General features: G+C 63.8%; 17 protein-coding genes. 6 read left to right on the top strand and 11 right to left on the bottom strand.

The features are described 5' to 3' along the window. Positions 1–13 precede the first annotated feature (13 nt). On the bottom strand, positions 14–766 hold the full coding sequence (locus LPA45_RS27780) for an SDR family NAD(P)-dependent oxidoreductase (protein WP_116322460.1): 753 nt from the start codon (positions 764–766) through the stop codon (positions 14–16). A 135-nt stretch (positions 767–901) separates the two neighbouring features. Between LPA45_RS27780 and LPA45_RS27775 the strand changes: the two genes are divergently transcribed. Further along, entirely contained in the window at positions 902–1,567 is a 666-nt protein-coding gene (locus tag LPA45_RS27775; RefSeq protein ID WP_116322461.1) for a GntR family transcriptional regulator, read from the top strand. Positions 1,568–1,636: 69 nt separating this feature from the next. On the opposite strand, the gene LPA45_RS27770 is transcribed toward LPA45_RS27775, so the two are convergent. Next, positions 1,637–2,512, bottom strand: coding sequence for a LysR family transcriptional regulator (locus tag LPA45_RS27770; protein ID WP_116322462.1), 876 nt, complete (start codon positions 2,510–2,512; stop codon positions 1,637–1,639). 127 nt (positions 2,513–2,639) lie between these two features. Here LPA45_RS27770 and argH point away from each other — a divergent pair, with 127 nt between their 5' ends. Next, on the top strand, positions 2,640–4,145 hold the full coding sequence (gene argH / locus LPA45_RS27765) for an argininosuccinate lyase (protein ID WP_116322463.1): 1,506 nt from the start codon (positions 2,640–2,642) through the stop codon (positions 4,143–4,145). A gap of 61 nt (positions 4,146–4,206) precedes the next feature. After that, positions 4,207–5,175 (top strand): tripartite tricarboxylate transporter substrate binding protein, encoded by a 969-nt coding sequence (locus LPA45_RS27760; RefSeq protein ID WP_116322464.1) that lies wholly within the window; start codon positions 4,207–4,209, stop codon positions 5,173–5,175. 414 nt (positions 5,176–5,589) lie between these two features. Here LPA45_RS27760 and LPA45_RS27755 read toward each other — a convergent pair whose 3' ends face one another. The 4 genes from LPA45_RS27755 to LPA45_RS27740 form a co-directional block, all read right to left on the bottom strand. Next, positions 5,590–6,006 carry a VOC family protein gene (locus LPA45_RS27755; RefSeq protein ID WP_116322465.1) on the bottom strand — a complete coding sequence of 139 codons (417 nt, stop codon included), beginning with the start codon at positions 6,004–6,006 and terminating at the stop codon, positions 5,590–5,592. Between the two features lie 213 nt (positions 6,007–6,219). Continuing rightward, on the bottom strand, positions 6,220–6,501 hold the full coding sequence (locus LPA45_RS27750; RefSeq protein ID WP_233528326.1) for a hypothetical protein: 282 nt from the start codon (positions 6,499–6,501) through the stop codon (positions 6,220–6,222). Positions 6,502–6,683: 182 nt separating this feature from the next. After that, complete coding sequence (locus tag LPA45_RS27745) at positions 6,684–7,676, bottom strand: tripartite tricarboxylate transporter substrate-binding protein (protein ID WP_116322467.1); 993 nt, start codon at positions 7,674–7,676, stop codon at positions 6,684–6,686. 35 nt (positions 7,677–7,711) lie between these two features. Further along, positions 7,712–8,878 carry a mandelate racemase/muconate lactonizing enzyme family protein gene (locus LPA45_RS27740; RefSeq protein WP_317920047.1) on the bottom strand — a complete coding sequence of 389 codons (1,167 nt, stop codon included), beginning with the start codon at positions 8,876–8,878 and terminating at the stop codon, positions 7,712–7,714. Positions 8,879–8,988: 110 nt separating this feature from the next. Here LPA45_RS27740 and LPA45_RS27735 point away from each other — a divergent pair, with 110 nt between their 5' ends. Next, the gene (locus tag LPA45_RS27735; RefSeq protein ID WP_116322469.1) at positions 8,989–9,894 is read left to right on the top strand and encodes a LysR family transcriptional regulator; all 906 of its coding nucleotides are present in this window, start codon (positions 8,989–8,991) and stop codon (positions 9,892–9,894) included. Positions 9,895–9,905: 11 nt separating this feature from the next. Here the strand turns inward: LPA45_RS27735 and LPA45_RS27730 are convergent, their stop codons facing one another. Continuing rightward, positions 9,906–11,162, bottom strand: a complete 1,257-nt coding sequence (locus LPA45_RS27730; protein WP_116322470.1) for an oligosaccharide flippase family protein — start codon at positions 11,160–11,162, stop codon at positions 9,906–9,908. 162 nt (positions 11,163–11,324) lie between these two features. Further along, the gene (locus tag LPA45_RS27725; protein WP_317920046.1) at positions 11,325–11,909 is read right to left on the bottom strand and encodes a hypothetical protein; all 585 of its coding nucleotides are present in this window, start codon (positions 11,907–11,909) and stop codon (positions 11,325–11,327) included. Positions 11,910–12,083: 174 nt separating this feature from the next. Between LPA45_RS27725 and LPA45_RS27720 the strand changes: the two genes are divergently transcribed. Beyond that, positions 12,084–12,650: a BON domain-containing protein gene (locus LPA45_RS27720; RefSeq protein WP_317920045.1), complete on the top strand. Its 567-nt coding sequence runs from the start codon at positions 12,084–12,086 to the stop codon at positions 12,648–12,650. A gap of 39 nt (positions 12,651–12,689) precedes the next feature. Here LPA45_RS27720 and LPA45_RS27715 read toward each other — a convergent pair whose 3' ends face one another. The 3 genes from LPA45_RS27715 to LPA45_RS27705 all read right to left on the bottom strand — a co-directional run bounded on the left by LPA45_RS27715 (position 12,690) and on the right by LPA45_RS27705 (position 14,713). Beyond that, positions 12,690–13,292 carry an HD domain-containing protein gene (locus LPA45_RS27715; RefSeq protein ID WP_317920044.1) on the bottom strand — a complete coding sequence of 201 codons (603 nt, stop codon included), beginning with the start codon at positions 13,290–13,292 and terminating at the stop codon, positions 12,690–12,692. Between the two features lie 61 nt (positions 13,293–13,353). Beyond that, positions 13,354–13,713 carry a hypothetical protein gene (locus LPA45_RS27710; RefSeq protein ID WP_116323060.1) on the bottom strand — a complete coding sequence of 120 codons (360 nt, stop codon included), beginning with the start codon at positions 13,711–13,713 and terminating at the stop codon, positions 13,354–13,356. 100 nt (positions 13,714–13,813) lie between these two features. After that, the gene (locus LPA45_RS27705) at positions 13,814–14,713 is read right to left on the bottom strand and encodes a LysR family transcriptional regulator (protein WP_317920043.1); all 900 of its coding nucleotides are present in this window, start codon (positions 14,711–14,713) and stop codon (positions 13,814–13,816) included. Between the two features lie 146 nt (positions 14,714–14,859). Here LPA45_RS27705 and LPA45_RS27700 point away from each other — a divergent pair, with 146 nt between their 5' ends. After that, positions 14,860–15,294 (top strand): VOC family protein, encoded by a 435-nt coding sequence (locus tag LPA45_RS27700; protein WP_116323062.1) that lies wholly within the window; start codon positions 14,860–14,862, stop codon positions 15,292–15,294. Positions 15,295–15,318 lie beyond the last annotated feature (24 nt).

Below are 15,318 nucleotides of genomic sequence, written 5' to 3'. Positions count from 1 at the left end.
GGGTCTCATTCCCTCAGAGTGTGTTGACCAGATGGCCGCCGTCAACGGCGAGCACGGTGCCCGTCATGTAGCGCGAAGCATCGGACGCCAGCAACAGCAGCGGCCCGTCCAGATCCTCGAGCTGCCCCAGGCGGCGCTGCGGAATGCGCTGAATGAGCGCCTTGCCGGCATCGGTCTGCCAGAAGTCGCGGTTCAGTTCGGTATCGATGTAGCCGGGCGCAAGGGCGTTCACGCGAATGCCATGGCGCGCCCATTCCAGGGCGAGCGTCTTGGTCAGCTGCACGACGCCCGCCTTGGAAACAGCATAGGACACCACGCCACCCGCCTGCCGCAGGCCCAGGATCGACGCCACGTTGATGATGCTGCCGCCACCGCGCTCGCGCATGCCGGGGGCCAGTGCCTGCGCCATGAAGAACAGGCCCTTGAGATTGGTGTCCAGCACCTGATCCCAGTCTTCCTCTGAATGCGCAAGCGCCGGCCCTTCGCGTACCAGCCCGGCGTTGTTGACCAGGATGTCGATGGGCCCGGCTTCTTCCACCAGCGCCGCGCGCGACGCGGCGCTGGTCACATCGAGCGCCACGCAGCGGGCACGCCCGAATTGCTCCACCTGTTTCGCCACCGACTGCAGCGCATCCAAGCGGCGTGCCGCCAGCACCACTTCAGCGCCGTGGGCCGCCAGCAGTCGCGAAAAGTGCGCGCCAAGCCCGCTCGATGCGCCCGTAACCAGCGCCCGCTTGCCGGCAAGGCCGAGCAACGTATCCCCCATGAGTGTCTCCGTTCGTTTGCATGATAGGATCGAATTGTAGGATGATTTCATCCCATGTCAATGACTCGGGAATTGATGTCCGGGCAATCCATTAGAATGGCGCCCGTGCCACGACCGACCTCTCCTTCCTCCGCCATGTCCATCGATACCCCCGTTGCGCCCCCCCGGGCGGACAGCAGCGCGTCTGACACGGTGTTCTTCGGGATCATGAATGGCCTGGAGCTGGGCAGCTTCGTGCCCGGCCAGCGGCTCGTGGAAACAGATCTCGTCGCCCAGTTTGGCGTGGGCCGCAATTCGGTGCGCGAGGCGCTGCAGCGGCTGGCCGCCGAGGGCATTGTCGACCTGCCGCGCCATCGCGGCGCGATCATCCGCCGGCTGACCTTGCAGGAAACCCTCGATGTCCTCGATGTCGCCGAGCGCATGACCGGCCTGCTTGCGCGCGCGGCCACGCGCGGCAGCGGTAACCGGGCACTGGCCCAGGCGCTGCGCGCTTCGGTACAGGCGTTCGTCGCCGCGGAGAAGGCGCATGACGACGAGGCCTTCTCCAGCGCCAGGCGGAATTTCTATCGCACGCTGCTGGAAATGGGCGACAACCGGGAACTGCGCCGGCTGTTCCCGACCATCCATATGCCGATCGTGCACGCGCAGCATCGACTGTCTTCATTGCGACAGATGCGGCTGGACGACTACCGGCACATCGCCATGGCCGTGCTGGCTGGCGACCCTCAGACGGCCGAGGCTGCCGGCACTGCGCACGTGCAGAACGTCCGCCGTGCGATCGTGGAGCGGCAGCCGGCCTGAGGTGACTGAGGGCCCGGCACTACACCGTTGCGATCGCTGGCAGCGGCTGAACCGTCGGTTCAGGCCTGCTTATCCGGTGACACGCCGCAGGCACGCAAGAAACCATTGCGCCAGCGCCGGCACCGGCCGCTGCGGATTCAACAGGATGTGGCTCTGGAACACGACCACCGGATCGAACGGCATCGCCTTGACGCCGGCGGGTTTCAGGCTGCGTACCACCAGCGGATTGACCACGCTCACGCCCAGTCCCATGCCGACCATCGTGCAGATGGTTGCGGCGTAGGGTGTTTCCAGCGTCAGCACGCGCCGGTCATCCGGCACGAACGCCGCGTCGACGGTCGTGCGCGTGCCATCGCCGTGGGTCAGCGAGATAAAGGGCTCGCCGACGAGGTCGCTGGCATGGATACGCCGCTTGCGCGCCAGCCGGTGCGTGGCCGGCACGATGCACACACCGTCCTCGCGCCGCAGCAGTTCACTGCGGATACCGGTGGTCTCCGCCATGTACGACACCAGGCCGATGTCGCAAAAGCGGGCAGCGGTCCATTTGGCCACCGTCGGCGAGTCGTTGGTGTGCACGGCGATCGGCACGTCCGGATAGCGCGCGCGGAACGCGAGGATTGCCTGGGGCATCACGCTCATCGCGATCGACGGCACCGTGCCGATGCGCAAGGTCCCCACGCCGGACTCACGGATGGAGCGCGCGGAGGCGCGCAGGCTGTCGAGCCCCACGAAGGAACGCTCGACGTCAAGGAACAGCGCATCGGCCTCGTCCGTGGGCACGAGCCGGTGGCCGACACGCTCGAACAGCCGGAAGCCTGCCTCCCGTTCCAGCAGGCTGATCAGGCGGCTGATATTCGGCTGCGAGGTATGCAGCTGCGCCGCCGCTTCCGTCATGGAGCGCGTCAGCATGACGGCGCGAAAAGCTTCGATCTGCTTGTAGTTCATGGCGGCAACATGCTGGCGAAGGCAGGTCGAGCATATCAAATCCTTATAGTCGCGTCCAAATTACTGATTTGACGTTATATGACGCGCATTTCCATACTGTCTCCAACCTTTCCGGAGATCGAACAGCATGGAATCCAAAGTCAGCCGCCGCCTGACGCAGCCCACTGCCGCCGAGGTTTGCGAGCATATCTACCTGCCCCGCCTGATGCGCGAGTTCGGCAGCGGTTTCCGTTATCTCACCGACATCAACCAGGCGCACCTGCTGATGCTGCACGGCAGCGCGCTGATCCCGGCCGACGTGGCCGCGGTGCTGGCACAGGCATTGCTGCGCATCGAGACCGAAGGCGCGCAGGCCGTGGCGCTGGATCCGGCCCGCGAGGACGCGTATTTCAACTACGAGGCCCACCTGATGCAGATTGCCGGCGCAGACGCCGGCGGACGCCTGCATGTCGCGCGCAGCCGCAACGACATCCTGGCCACGCATGACCGCCTGCGCGCGCGCGACCTTGCGCTCGACCTGCTGGAAGCGATGCTGGCCGTGCGCACGGTCGCGCTGGACAAGGCCGAGGCCTACGCCGATGTGGTAATGCCCGGCTATACCCACCTGCAGGCCGCGCAGCCGATCACGTATGGCTACTACCTGGCCGGCGTGGCCGAAGCGCTCGGCCGCGATATCACGCGCATGCAACACGCGCTGGCGGCGCTGGACGCATGCCCGCTGGGTGCCGGCGCGCTGGCGGGCACGGCGTTTGCCATCGACCGGGAAGCGACCGCGCGCTGGCTGGGATTCAGCACCTTTGCGCCCAATTCGCTCGACGCGGTGGCGTCGCGCGACTTTGCCTGGGAGATGCTGTCGGCGATCACGATCGGCGCGGTGAGCTGGGGCCGCGTCGCGCAGGACCTCTATATCTGGGCGACGCCGGAGTTTGGCCTGATCGACTTCCCGGACAGCGTGGCCGGCACCTCCAGCATCATGCCGCAGAAGAAGAACCCGGTCGTGCTCGAATACCTGAAAGGCAAGGGCGGCCATATGCTTGGCCTGCTGACGGGAGCGCTGGCCGCGCTCAAGGGCAGCCACTTTACCCATTCCGGCGACGGCAACCGCGAGAGCATGCGCGGCTTCTGGGAAGCCGGCGATGAATGCCTGCGCTGCCTGTCGCTGCTGCGCCTGGTGATCGACACCGCGACCCCGCAGCAGACTGGCATGCTGACGCGCGCCAGCCGCGACTTCTCCACGGCCACCGATCTCGCCGATGCGCTGGTGCGCGACGCCGCAATGTCGTTCCGGCAGGCGCACCACGTCGTCGGCGCCGTGGTGCGCGATGCGCTCGACCAGCATCTGCCCGCCAGCGAGATCAGCGCCGCCATGGTCGACGAGGCCGCCATGCGCGTGGCAGGCCGCCCCGCCGGCCTGGACGCCGCCGCGGTCGCCCGCTGCCTGGATCCCAGGCAAGGGGTCGCGGCGCGCATGGCCGCAGGTGGTCCTGCGCCGGCTCTGGTGCGCGCAAACGTCACCGCGCAACGCGCCGCGACTACGCAGGCACAGCAGGCCCGCGACGCCACTTGCGCGCGCCTGGATACGGCCCGCGACGCGCTCAAGCGCTCGCTCGGACACCTCGCCTCGTTGCACTGACGGACGCCGCGCACCGCAGCCGGCATTGCCTATATCCTTGCCCCACGGAGAACCTGCCCCCATGAAAACCCTCGCCAATGCCCTGGTTGCCACGTGCGTGACGCTCGCGACAAGTCTTGCCCTGGCCGGCCCCTACCCCGACAAGCCGATCCGCATGGTCGTGCCCTTTCCGCCCGGCGGCACCACCGACCTGCTCGGCCGCGTGCTCGCGACCCGGCTGTCCGAAACGCTGGGCCAGCAGGTCGTGGTCGACAACCGTCCGGGCGCAGGCGGCACCATCGGCTCCGACGTGGTGGCCAAGGCGCCGGCAGATGGCTACACGCTGCTGTTCGGCACGGTGGGCACGCAGTCCATCAACGCGTCGCTGTACAAGAAGCTGCCGTTCGATACGCAGAAGGACTTCACGCCAGTCGCGCTGTTCGCCGGCGTGCCCAACATCCTGGTGGTCAATCCCAATGTGCCGGCAAAGACCGTGCAGGAACTGATGAGCTACGCCAGGAGCCATCCCGGCGCGCTCAATATGGGTTCGGCCGGCAATGGCACCACCAACCACCTGTCCGGCGAGTTGTTCAAATCGATGGCAAAGGTGAAGATCGTCCACGTACCCTATAAGGGTAGCGGCCCGGCCATGGCCGACCTGCTCGCCAACCAGGTCCAGTTGATGTTCGACAACCTGCCCGGCTCGCTGCCGCACGTGAAGGCCGGGCGCCTGCGCGCGCTGGCCGTGACCAGCGCCACGCGCTCCCCCGCGCTGCCCGACGTTCCGACCATGGCCGAGGCCGGCGTGACCGGCTACGAAGCCGATGTATGGTTCGGCGTGGTGGGACCGCGCAACCTGCCGCCCGAGGTGGTCACCCGCCTGTCGCAGGAAATCACGCGCATCGCGCAGGACAAGTCCATGCGCGACAAGCTGGTGCAGGCGGGAGCGTCGCCGCTGACGTCGACGCAGGACCAGTTCTCGCTGCGGATCCGCAAGGATATGGAGAAGTGGGCCAGGCTGGTGAAGGAATCGGGCGCGAGTATCGACTGAGCTGGCCGAGGGACCGAGGCTGAGGGATCTGCCCGCACCATGCGCCTATGGCGCGCGCGTCGCAGGCCGCGTGTCGCGCACGGTGGTAGGAGCCGGGTACACATCGTCACCGCTCGCGATCGGCTCGCGCGGCGGAGGCGGTGTTGCCCTGGTATCCCTCGGCACGCCCTCGCATCCCGCCAGGCCAGCCGACAGCACGGCAATGACAGCGCCTCCGGCCAGCGCGCAGCGCATGGAGTCGCCTATGTGTGAGATAAAGGTGCGGAATGGCATTTGACGGCCCTTCGAGACAACATTTTGTCTCCTAGCTTAGTCCATTGGCGCACAAGCAGGCACAGGAACTCAACGCACCGCCCACGCTTGCGCGGTTGGGCCGCCTGATCCGGGAGGCATTCCATGCAAGGTGCGTACGCGCTAGTGCGCGTACACGGCCTCCCAGGTCTTGAACCCCTTCACTTCAATCGGGTTACCGAAGGGGTCGATGAAAAACATCGTCCACTGCTCGCCCGCCTCGCCTTCGAATCGCACTTGCGGCGCCAGTACGAATTCCGTACCGGCCGCCGTCAGGCGGTCGGCCAGTGCGCGCCATTCAGGCAGCAGCAAGATAATGCCGAAGTGCGGCATCGGTACGAGGGCATTGCCCACGCGCCCGGTGCGCGCGGTCTCGAACGGCTTGCCGAGGTGAAGCGAAATCTGGTGGCCAAAGAAATCGAAATCGACCCAGGTGTCGGTGCTGCGGCCTTCCTTGCAGCCAAGCACGCCGCCGTAGAAGCGGCGCGCCTCCCCGAGATCGGTGATATTGAACGCCAGGTGAAAAACGGACTGCGTCATGGTTCGTCAGGTGCCGGTTTAGGGGAAAGTGGGATTATGCGCGATCCCGCGCCGAAGTGACGCTACCCCGAATGACGCTACCGGCACGCGTGGGCACGCGTGCCGGTGGTCGCCCGGCCCGGAGAGAGACGGGACTCGCTGGCTGAAGGAAGTTGTCAAACAATGCGCCAGCGCAAAGACGCTCTGTTACCAGGCGTCTCGCGTTTGTCAGGATCAGGATGCCGCCGACTGCAAGAGATCGTCGACGCCTGGCTGCTCTTTCGTCCGGCTTTGACTGGTTTTGTTGACGTAGCCCTCCTGCGCGCAGGCGCTTGGCGTAACGCCCTGGTTGCGGAGATGGGCCGCGACCGTCTCGCACCATTCGAGCAACTGGTGCTTGTCAAGATCCGCAACCACGTCTTCGCCGAATATGTTCGAAAGCTCAAGCGCGACCCCTGAAAATGCGGCCCCGTCGTCTCGAATGGTCAATACTCCGTCACCATCGTGGTCGTACATCTCGATCCTTGTGGCAGACATACCGTTACCTCCTGAAGCTTCGTAACTGTCACTTGATTCGTCACCGTCATCTCAGGCGCTCCTGCCTTGCCGGTCGCTTGGCTAGCGTATCTATCCTAGAAGATCGGCTTCCCTGCCCCAAGGGGATACGGCGTGCGCATTGTGCTCAGAATCCGGCGAAATCACTCCGGCTGAATGCCAGCGTCCTTGATGACCTTCGTCCACCGGTTAGCTTCGTCGTCGAAGAACTTCTTGTGGCCTGCCGGTGAGAGACGGTCGTCCGCGACAACCGTAATGCCCAATGCCTCTTCACGTTTGATTAGCGCCGGATCCTTCAGCGCTGCGCGCAGGGCCTTGTTGATTTTCTCGAGTACGGCTGGCGGAGTACCGCGCGGCGCATACAACCCATGCCAGACGGTAAAGTTGAATCCCGGCAGGCCGGCTTCGCTGAGAGTCGGAATGCCGGCCAAGGCTGGCACCGTCGATCGTTGGGCGCTCGTCACCCCAAACGCCTTGACCTTCCTGGCTTCGATCTGCGGCGTACTGTTGGTGGCCTGCTCGCACATCAGATCGACTTGCCCACCCATGATGTCGGACATCGCGGGCGCCGTTCCCTTGTACGGTACGAAGGTCATGTTGCTCTTCAGCGTGCTTTGCAGCAGCAGGCTGCAGAGGTGCGACGCCGAGCCCACGCCTGCATTGGCCAGGTTCAACTTTCCGCCATTCGCGGCAATAAACTTCTGCAGTTCAGGCAGGTTGTCTGGCGGCAGGCCGGTCTTGCCGATCAGTGTCGACGGGGCCTCGTTAATCAAGCCCAGGAACTCCAGGTCCGAGGTCTTGTAACCGAGCTTCCTGTACAGTGCGGGCGCGGTCGCCAGGCCGATATGGTGTACCAGCAGCGTATAGCCATCCGGGGTCGCACGGGCGACACGTGCGGTGCCGATGGTACCGCCGGCGCCGGCGGTATTCTCCACCACGACCGTCGTGCCGAGTGTCTTGCGCAGCGATTCGGCGACGTCTCGCGCGATCTTGTCGCTCGGGCCACCAGCCACGAACGGGACAACCAGGGTGACAGGCTTCTCCGGGTATTCGGCACGGGCGTAGCCGGATGCGACGAAGAGGCCGCTAACAATGCACAGGGTTGCGGCGCGGGCAGCCGCTTGCTTGATCCACATGGTTGTCTCCGATTATGTTTTTGGGATGCTGCGGCTTAGGCCGACAGTTGCTGCATCACGCAATACAGGTCTGATTTGCCTTCGAAGCCAATACCGGGCAGGTCCGGCATCGTGAGGTAGCCCTTCTCGACCTTGATGCCATCGGGGAATCCACCGAATGGCTGGAACAAGTCGGGGTAGGTCTCATTGCCCCCCAGGCCCAGTCCCGCGGCAATGTTCAGCGACATCTGGTGACCGCCGTGCGGAATGCAGCGGCTGGCCGACCAGCCGTGCTCCCTGAGCATGTCGAGCGTTCGAAGGTATTCCACCAGGCCATAGCTGAGGGCGCAGTCAAATTGCAGGTAGTCGCGATCCGGGCGCATGCCGCCGTAGCGGATCAGGTTGCGGGCGTCCTGCATCGAGAAGAGGTCTTCGCCGGTGGCCATCGGCTTGTCGTAGTAGTTGCGCAGCGTGGCTTGCAGTTCGAAGTCCAGCGGATCGCCCGGCTCCTCGTACCAGAACAGATCGTATTGGGACAGCGCCTTGGCGTACTGGATGGCAGTGTCGAGATCGAAGCGCCCGTTGGCATCGACGGCAAGCTTCTGGCCATCCTGCAGCACGCTCAGGATCGAGTCGATGCGGCGCAGATCCTCGTCCAGCGACGCGCCGCCAATCTTCTTCTTGACCACGGTGTAGCCGCGGTCGATGTAGCTGCGCATCTCGTCCTTGAGCTTGCCGTGGTCCTGGCCGGGGTAGTAGTAGCCGCCGGCGGCATAGACGAACACCTTGCGGTCGGGCTTGCCATTGCCGTAGCGGTCGGCCAGCAACTGGAACAGCGGCTTGCCTTCGATCTTGGCGACAGCATCCCAGACCGCCATGTCGATGGTGCCGATGGCCACGGAACGCTCGCCATGGCCACCCGGCTTCTCGTTCTTGAACATCGTGTCCCAGATCTTGTGCGGATCGAGGTTGTCGCCGGTGGCGTCGACCAGCGACTCAGCATCGGCTTCCAGGATGCGCGGAATGAAGCGCTCGCGCATCAGGGTTCCCTGGCCATACCGGCCGTTGGAATTAAAGCCGTACCCGACTACGGGCTTGCCGTCGCGGATCACGTCGGTGATCACTGCGACCAGGCTCAGCGTCATCTTGCTGAAATCGATGTAGGCGTTGCGGATGGGCGAGCTGATCGGGAAGGTCTTTTCGCGGATTTCTACGATTTTCACTATGTATCTCCTGACTCACATGTGATGAACGCCGGAGCGTCGGAGTACGTAGCTTAGGTGCGGAAAGGCGTACTACAATTGAATCACTTTCATTTCATTATTTTCTTAAGGTGAAGACTGAGATCGCGTCCGAACTGGAGTTCTTCGTCCTGATCGCTCGGCACGGCACTCTGGCGGCCGCGGCGCGCGAAATGGATCTGACACCCCCGGCAGCGACCAAGAGGCTCGCCCTGATGGAAAGCCGGCTTGGCGTTCGCCTGGTGAATCGCACCACGCGGCGCATCAGCCTGACGAACGAAGGCGAAACCTACCTGGCATATGCCCAAAGGATCCTGGCCGACCTCCGCGAGATGGAAAGCGTCGTGGCGAGCAGCGGTGCCGAACCGCGCGGACTGCTCCGCGTCAATGCAACACTCGGCTTCGGACGGACCACCATTGCGCCTCTGGTTTCCGAGTTTGCAAAGCGCTTTACGCAGGTGGAGGTGCAGCTTGAGGTCACGGATCGCCCTGTAGACCTGGTGGACAGTGGAGTCGACCTGGCGATCCGCTTCGGGACGCTTCCGGATAATCGGTTGAGTGCAAGGCGGATCATGTCGAATCGCCGCTTTCTCTGCGCTTCCCCGGTCTACCTGGACAAGTTCGGCTCTCCTGAATCATTGTCCGAACTTCACCAGCATCGCTGCATCATTCACAGGCAGAACGACGAAGCCCACGCCATCTGGCGCTTCGAGCAGGAGGGTCATCACGAAAGCGTGAAGGTCGCCGGGGCGCTATCCAGCAACGATGGGGACATCGTTCTCGGCTGGGCCCTTGATGGGCACGGCATCCTGATCCGTTCCGAGTGGGACCTGGCAAAGTATCTGGAGAGCGGCCGGCTGCGAGTCGTCTTGCCGCAGTTCAGACTGCCGTCGGCCGATCTCTTTGTTTACTACTCGCAGCGCCGTAATCAGACAGCACGCGCGCGCGCCTTCATTGACTTCCTGGTAGCAAGATTTCAGAATTCCGCGACTGCCTGAGGGCAGCCTGTTCACACCGCCCGCTGCCCTGCCGCCATCGGTTCGCGCGATCTGATGAAGAAGCCGATGCCCGCCATCACCGCCACTGCATTGCCGGCGACATAACCATAGACAGCGCCACGTGCCCCGAACATCGGGATAACGATGAGGTCCACCACGATCATGGTGGTCAGCACCAGAAACCACTTTTCCACCAGCCAGCGTGGTTTGCCCAGGTAGACCACCAGCAGCGTCAGTGCGCCGTCCAGGAACACCAGCCCGGATGCCATCGCCGACAGCCTTAGCAGGTCGGCCGCCGCCTCATAGTGGTCACCGTAGATCAGCGAAATAATCCAGGGTGCGCAGAAAGCGAGCACTGCGCCCCCGACGATGCCAGCCGCCAGCATGCCGGCGGCGACGTACAGCACATTGCGGCGTACCCGCGCAAAAGTCGGCTGGGCATAGATCATCAGCGGTGCAACGGAGCTTGCCACGATCGAGCCGAGCAGCATGAAATTATCCAGCACCTGCATGGAAGCGGCATAGCCGCCAAGCTCGAACAGGCTGATATGCGGCTTGAGCAGCAGTTGATCGATACGCTTCGCCAGCAGCATCAACATCAGGCTTACCCAGAATACCGTCCCGTCACGCAGCAGCCTCTTGGCAAGACTGACATCGATGCTGACCGCCACGCGAGGGCTGCGCTTCCGGTAGTGGCGGGCAAGCAGGGACGCGCATATCAGGGCCTCGCCAGCGAACACCCATGCGAACGTCGGCGCCGCGTGGGATCCCGCCAGGTAGAGTCCCCCGATGGCCGCCACCCGGAAAGCCAGGCCGATCATGCCGAACACAACAGCGGGCCGGCTGTTGGTGCTCGCCTGTAGCCAGGCCCGGATGGTTCCGAAGGGCTCATAGAACAGGATGGGTATGCCTATGATGATGGCGGTCAGGACGATGACCTCGTCCTCCTCGGTCAGCGCCACCACCGCCATCACGATCAGGTAGCCCGCGATGGCGGCAGCTTCGCGCAGGGCAAACACATGGATAAGCAACCTGTGCTGGGCTGCGGGGACACGGTCGGCAACCAGTCGCGGGACGACCACTTCGGCCCCACAGATCAGTGCCACCGATGAAGCAATCAGTACCAGCGATTGTGCATACTGGAACTCGGCAAAGCCTTCTGGCCCGATGGCGCGCGCAATCATGCCGATACTGGCGATTCCGAACACTACCTGCAGGCCGCGCTCCAGCACCAGCCAGAGAACGTTCCGGGCAATCTGCATACGCATTGCTAAGCTCTCCTGGGCAACCTCCACAACAATAGGGTAATCGGCGTGACCACAGGGTGCAGGAGCCAGGGCGCTATCACTAGCCCGGCTCCGACATGCGAGCCTTTTCGCGCAGGTCTTGAACATCCAGTTGCGCCACCGCAGCCGGATGCCGTCCCGGGGTCATCGGACCCGACGCGGGGGCCGATGCGGGAGGTCCAGGAAGGGATCTGGTAGCGCGGACGCGAGGAACATCGGCTCCGTATGGCTATGCCCGGAAGCGGGCTGCTCCAGAACGGCTGGCAACGCCGCGCTCAGGCTGGTGCCGTAGTCAAACTCCAGTTGGTGCCCGAGCGAGTCGCCACCGCCGCCATGGTGGATGGTCCCGTCTTCGTCATGGTGATGCAGGACATGCTGTGCATGTTCCACCATGTGCTCGAGCATACGATCCGGAGCGTGCGTGAGATGCCGCCACGGTGCAGAAAGCACCTGCAGGGGCAAGAACAGCACGAGAAGAAAGACCACAATGCGGGACATAGGGGAGATTCTAGGCAAGCGCCGGCCGGTGCTGTGGCGTGTTTTGCGAGGTAGCGCACCAATTTGCCGGCGCTGGGTGAGTCCTCCCTCTTCTCTCGCCGGGTGCCTGCCCTCCAAATGCAAATGCTTCGCCGGGACGTGCGCCCCCCATTGTAAAAAGAACGCCAGGTTGGGCCGAGGCCTCATGTCGGGTGTCATCGAGGCGGCGAGTGAACCGCGGGCGACTTTCATGAAGACACCTCTCTGGCTCTTTGCCTTCGCGGGGTCCGGTTCATGCATTGCCAACTATGCGGACAGGCCGTTCTCCGCTGGGTACAGAATTTGCGGCAATACCGAAGTCCGTGTCGCCTTTCGTCGCAATCCGGCGAGGCCGCACCACAGTCCGTCCACGATTTGGAGATAGACATGAACCAGGGCATGAACCGACGCAACCAGCCAGACTACCGGGGCGGCTTCTCCGACGAAGAGGTCTATGCCGGCGGCTTCGGCGAAAGCAACTTCGGTGTCCTCGACGCCGACCGCAACCGTGGCGGCGGCACCTCCGGCGGCAAGCGTGCCGGGCCGAAGGGCTACCAGCGCTCAGACGAGCGCATCCGCGAGGATGTCTGCGAGCGCCTGATCGAATGCCGCTACCCGGTGCACGATGTGGAAGTCAACGTCGCAGCCGGCGTCGTGACCCTGACAGGTTCGGTGCGCGACCGCGGACTGAAATACCGCATAGAGGAAATCGTCGATGACACCTTCGGGGTGAAGGAAGTCGACAACCGCCTGCGCGCAGACGCGGAATCCGGCACGGCCTCTTCGCAGGGCTCCGCAAGGCCTGGCAGCACCGGAGGCGGGGGAATCAGCGGGCTGAGCACCTCCAGCGCGACGACCGAAGGGTCTTCCGGGGGCAGCGGCGCGGTGTCCCCGGACAAGGCCGGCACGCTCGCGAGCGGGACAGATACAGTAGGGGGATCGACAAAGGGCTAAGGAACAAAGGCCTAAGGAAAGAATCTGACGTCCCACCCTTCAAAGACCAGCTTTCTCGGCCGGTGGCTTGCTGAAGTGTTCTTGTACGAGCCTGGCGGCCGCCTCCCAGAGAGCCGGCGCGCCACGCTGTATGGGCGGCCCGTAACGCGCGAAGACCTGTTCTTCGTTGACCTGATGCGCGGCCCAGGTCCCACCGTCCGTGGCGACGTTATGGAGCAACGGCTGGAAGCGGTCCAACGCTTTGGCGAACTTTGCATCGTCGCTCTCCGCCGCTTCGAATTCGGACCAAAGACTGCGAAACTCCAAGGCCTGCGCATCCGGCAGCAAAGAAAAGATCCGCTCCGCCGCCAGCTGCTCCCGCTCCGCCTGGCCGACTTGCATCGAGGGATCATGGAACGGCGTATCGCCGGCATCGATCTCCACGATATCGTGGAGGAGCAGCATCTTCACGACGCGGACCACGTCGATGGGCGCTGCCGCATGCTCTGAAAGTACGAGCGCATACATGGCGAGATGCCAGGAATGTTCGGCACTATTTTCCCGACGCGACTGATCGATAAGCGGCGACATTCGTACGACGCTCTTCAGCCGATCAATCTCTCGGAGGAAGACGAGCTGGCGCTCCAGGTGGGAAAGGTTCACGGTGAAGACAAAAAGACCACGATCACTGGAAGAAGTCTGGCAGCCACCATGCGAGCCTTGGTCAGGCAGTCTCGTCGTCCTTCGGTTCGTCGAGCAAGTGCCCATAGGCATCGATTTCCGCTTTCGTCCTTGCCTCGCTCGCAGCGATTTTCTCGGGGGTGACTTCCCCATCAATGAACTCGACCGACACTCTTTTTACCCTCGGGTCTCTGTCGACAATGCCTTGCAGGACCTTGTCGAACAGCTTTTCCCCGGCTTTAAGGCCCAGCGCTTGCGGCACCAGGACCTTGACCAGCAAGATTTCATCGTCGCTACCTTCAGCCACACCAGCGATTGCCGCCCTCAGGTAGCTCTTCAGCTTGAGGACACTGAGGTCGCCAGGTACTCCCACATACGATACCCGAATCGATTTCTTGTCCATGCCGTCCTTACCTGGGTGTGATGTCAAGCGGCTGAATATACCGCACTGATGCGGCCAACTCACGCGGCCCGCCACCGCACGCTCTCCCCCCACGCCCGGATCAAGGATGAGCGCCTTGATCCGACACGACCAGCGCCTGCGCCGCTCTATCGATATGGTCGGCAAGCCGGCTCGCCACTGGCTGCCGGCTGTGCCTTGCGCGCTCGACCAGACCCACCTCGCGATAAAACGTGTCCTCACCAAGCGACAGTGCCGTCACACCGCCCGGCCGGGGGCCGCCTGCAAGCATGCGGGGCAGCAAGCCAACGCCGAGCCCGCGCGCCACCAGTTGCTCGATGCCTTCGAGTTCGTCGAGCTCGATGGCTTCCTGCGGCGCGATCCGCTGCTTGCGCAGGAACTGGTCGACCTGCCTGCCGCCAAACGAGGCCCGGTCATAGCGGATAAAGGGCGCCCTGGCGATTGCGTCGCGCCAGTCCGAGCCGGCCAGCGCGCTGGGCGCCAGCAGTTCGAAGGGCTCCTGCAGCAGCGGGCGCCATTCCAGTTCCGCGGGCAATGCATAGGGCGGCCGGATCATGACGGCGATGTCAATCTCGCCGGCGTCGACCTGGCCGAGCAGGTTGAGCGAGACGCCGGGCACCATGCGCACACGGCAGCCAGGCAGCTCCGCCCGGAACGCGGCAATGGCATCGGCCAGGAAGGTGGCTTGCGCGGAGGCGATGGCCCCGATGCGTACCATGCCCGAGCCCTGGATATCGAGGCCCTGGTGGCCGATCCGCTCGTACAGCACTACCAGTTCCTCGGCCAGCGCCAGCGTTTCGCGCCCGGCGGTGTTCAGGCGGGCTGAACGGCCGGTGCGGTCGAACAGTGCAAACCCTAGCTCCGACTCCAGCCGCTGGATCTGCGCACTGACCGCCGACTGCGTCAGGCCAATGTGTGCACCGGCGTTGGCGAACGTGCCGTGGCGGGCGACGGCGATAAAGGTGCGCAGTTCTCGCAACATGGCGATTCATCAAATTTCATGGAGCTAAGGTCAAAAATATATCGCTTTTATTAATTTTTGACCATGCATAGACTTTGGTTCCAGGGCGGCGCGTGATGCGCGCCGCACGACCTGACCACAAATCCATTGCCCAGAGTCCCCACACCATGAGCGAAACCACCGCAGTCCTGCCCCCGTTCCACCTGGCCTTCCCGGTCCACAGCATCGCCAGCGCGCGCGAATTCTACGGCGAGTTGCTGGGCTGCCCGGAAGGCCGCAGTTCGGAAGACTGGGTCGACTTCAACTTCTACGGCCACCAGATCGTGGCCCACCTGGCACCGGAAGAATGCGGCCACCGCAAGACCAGCGCGGTAGACGGCGACGCCGTGCCGGTGCGCCATTTCGGCGTGGTGCTGCCGATGAGCGACTGGCAAGCGGCTGCCGACAAGCTGAAGGCCGCGGGCCTTGAATTCATCATCGAGCCGCATATCCGCTTCAAGGGCGAAGTCGGCGAGCAGGCCACCATGTTCTTCCTGGATCCGTCGGGCAATGCGCTGGAGCTGAAGGCGTTTGCCAATATCGCCTCGCTGTTCGCCAGGTAAGTCTTAAAAGCGCGGCCACGCCGC

The organism is Cupriavidus sp. Agwp_2 (assembly GCF_040784895.1).
Classification (GTDB): Bacteria; Pseudomonadota; Gammaproteobacteria; order Burkholderiales; family Burkholderiaceae; genus Cupriavidus.
Note: the sequence above shows the minus strand (reverse complement) of the source record. Positions and strands in the feature narration are given on the sequence as shown.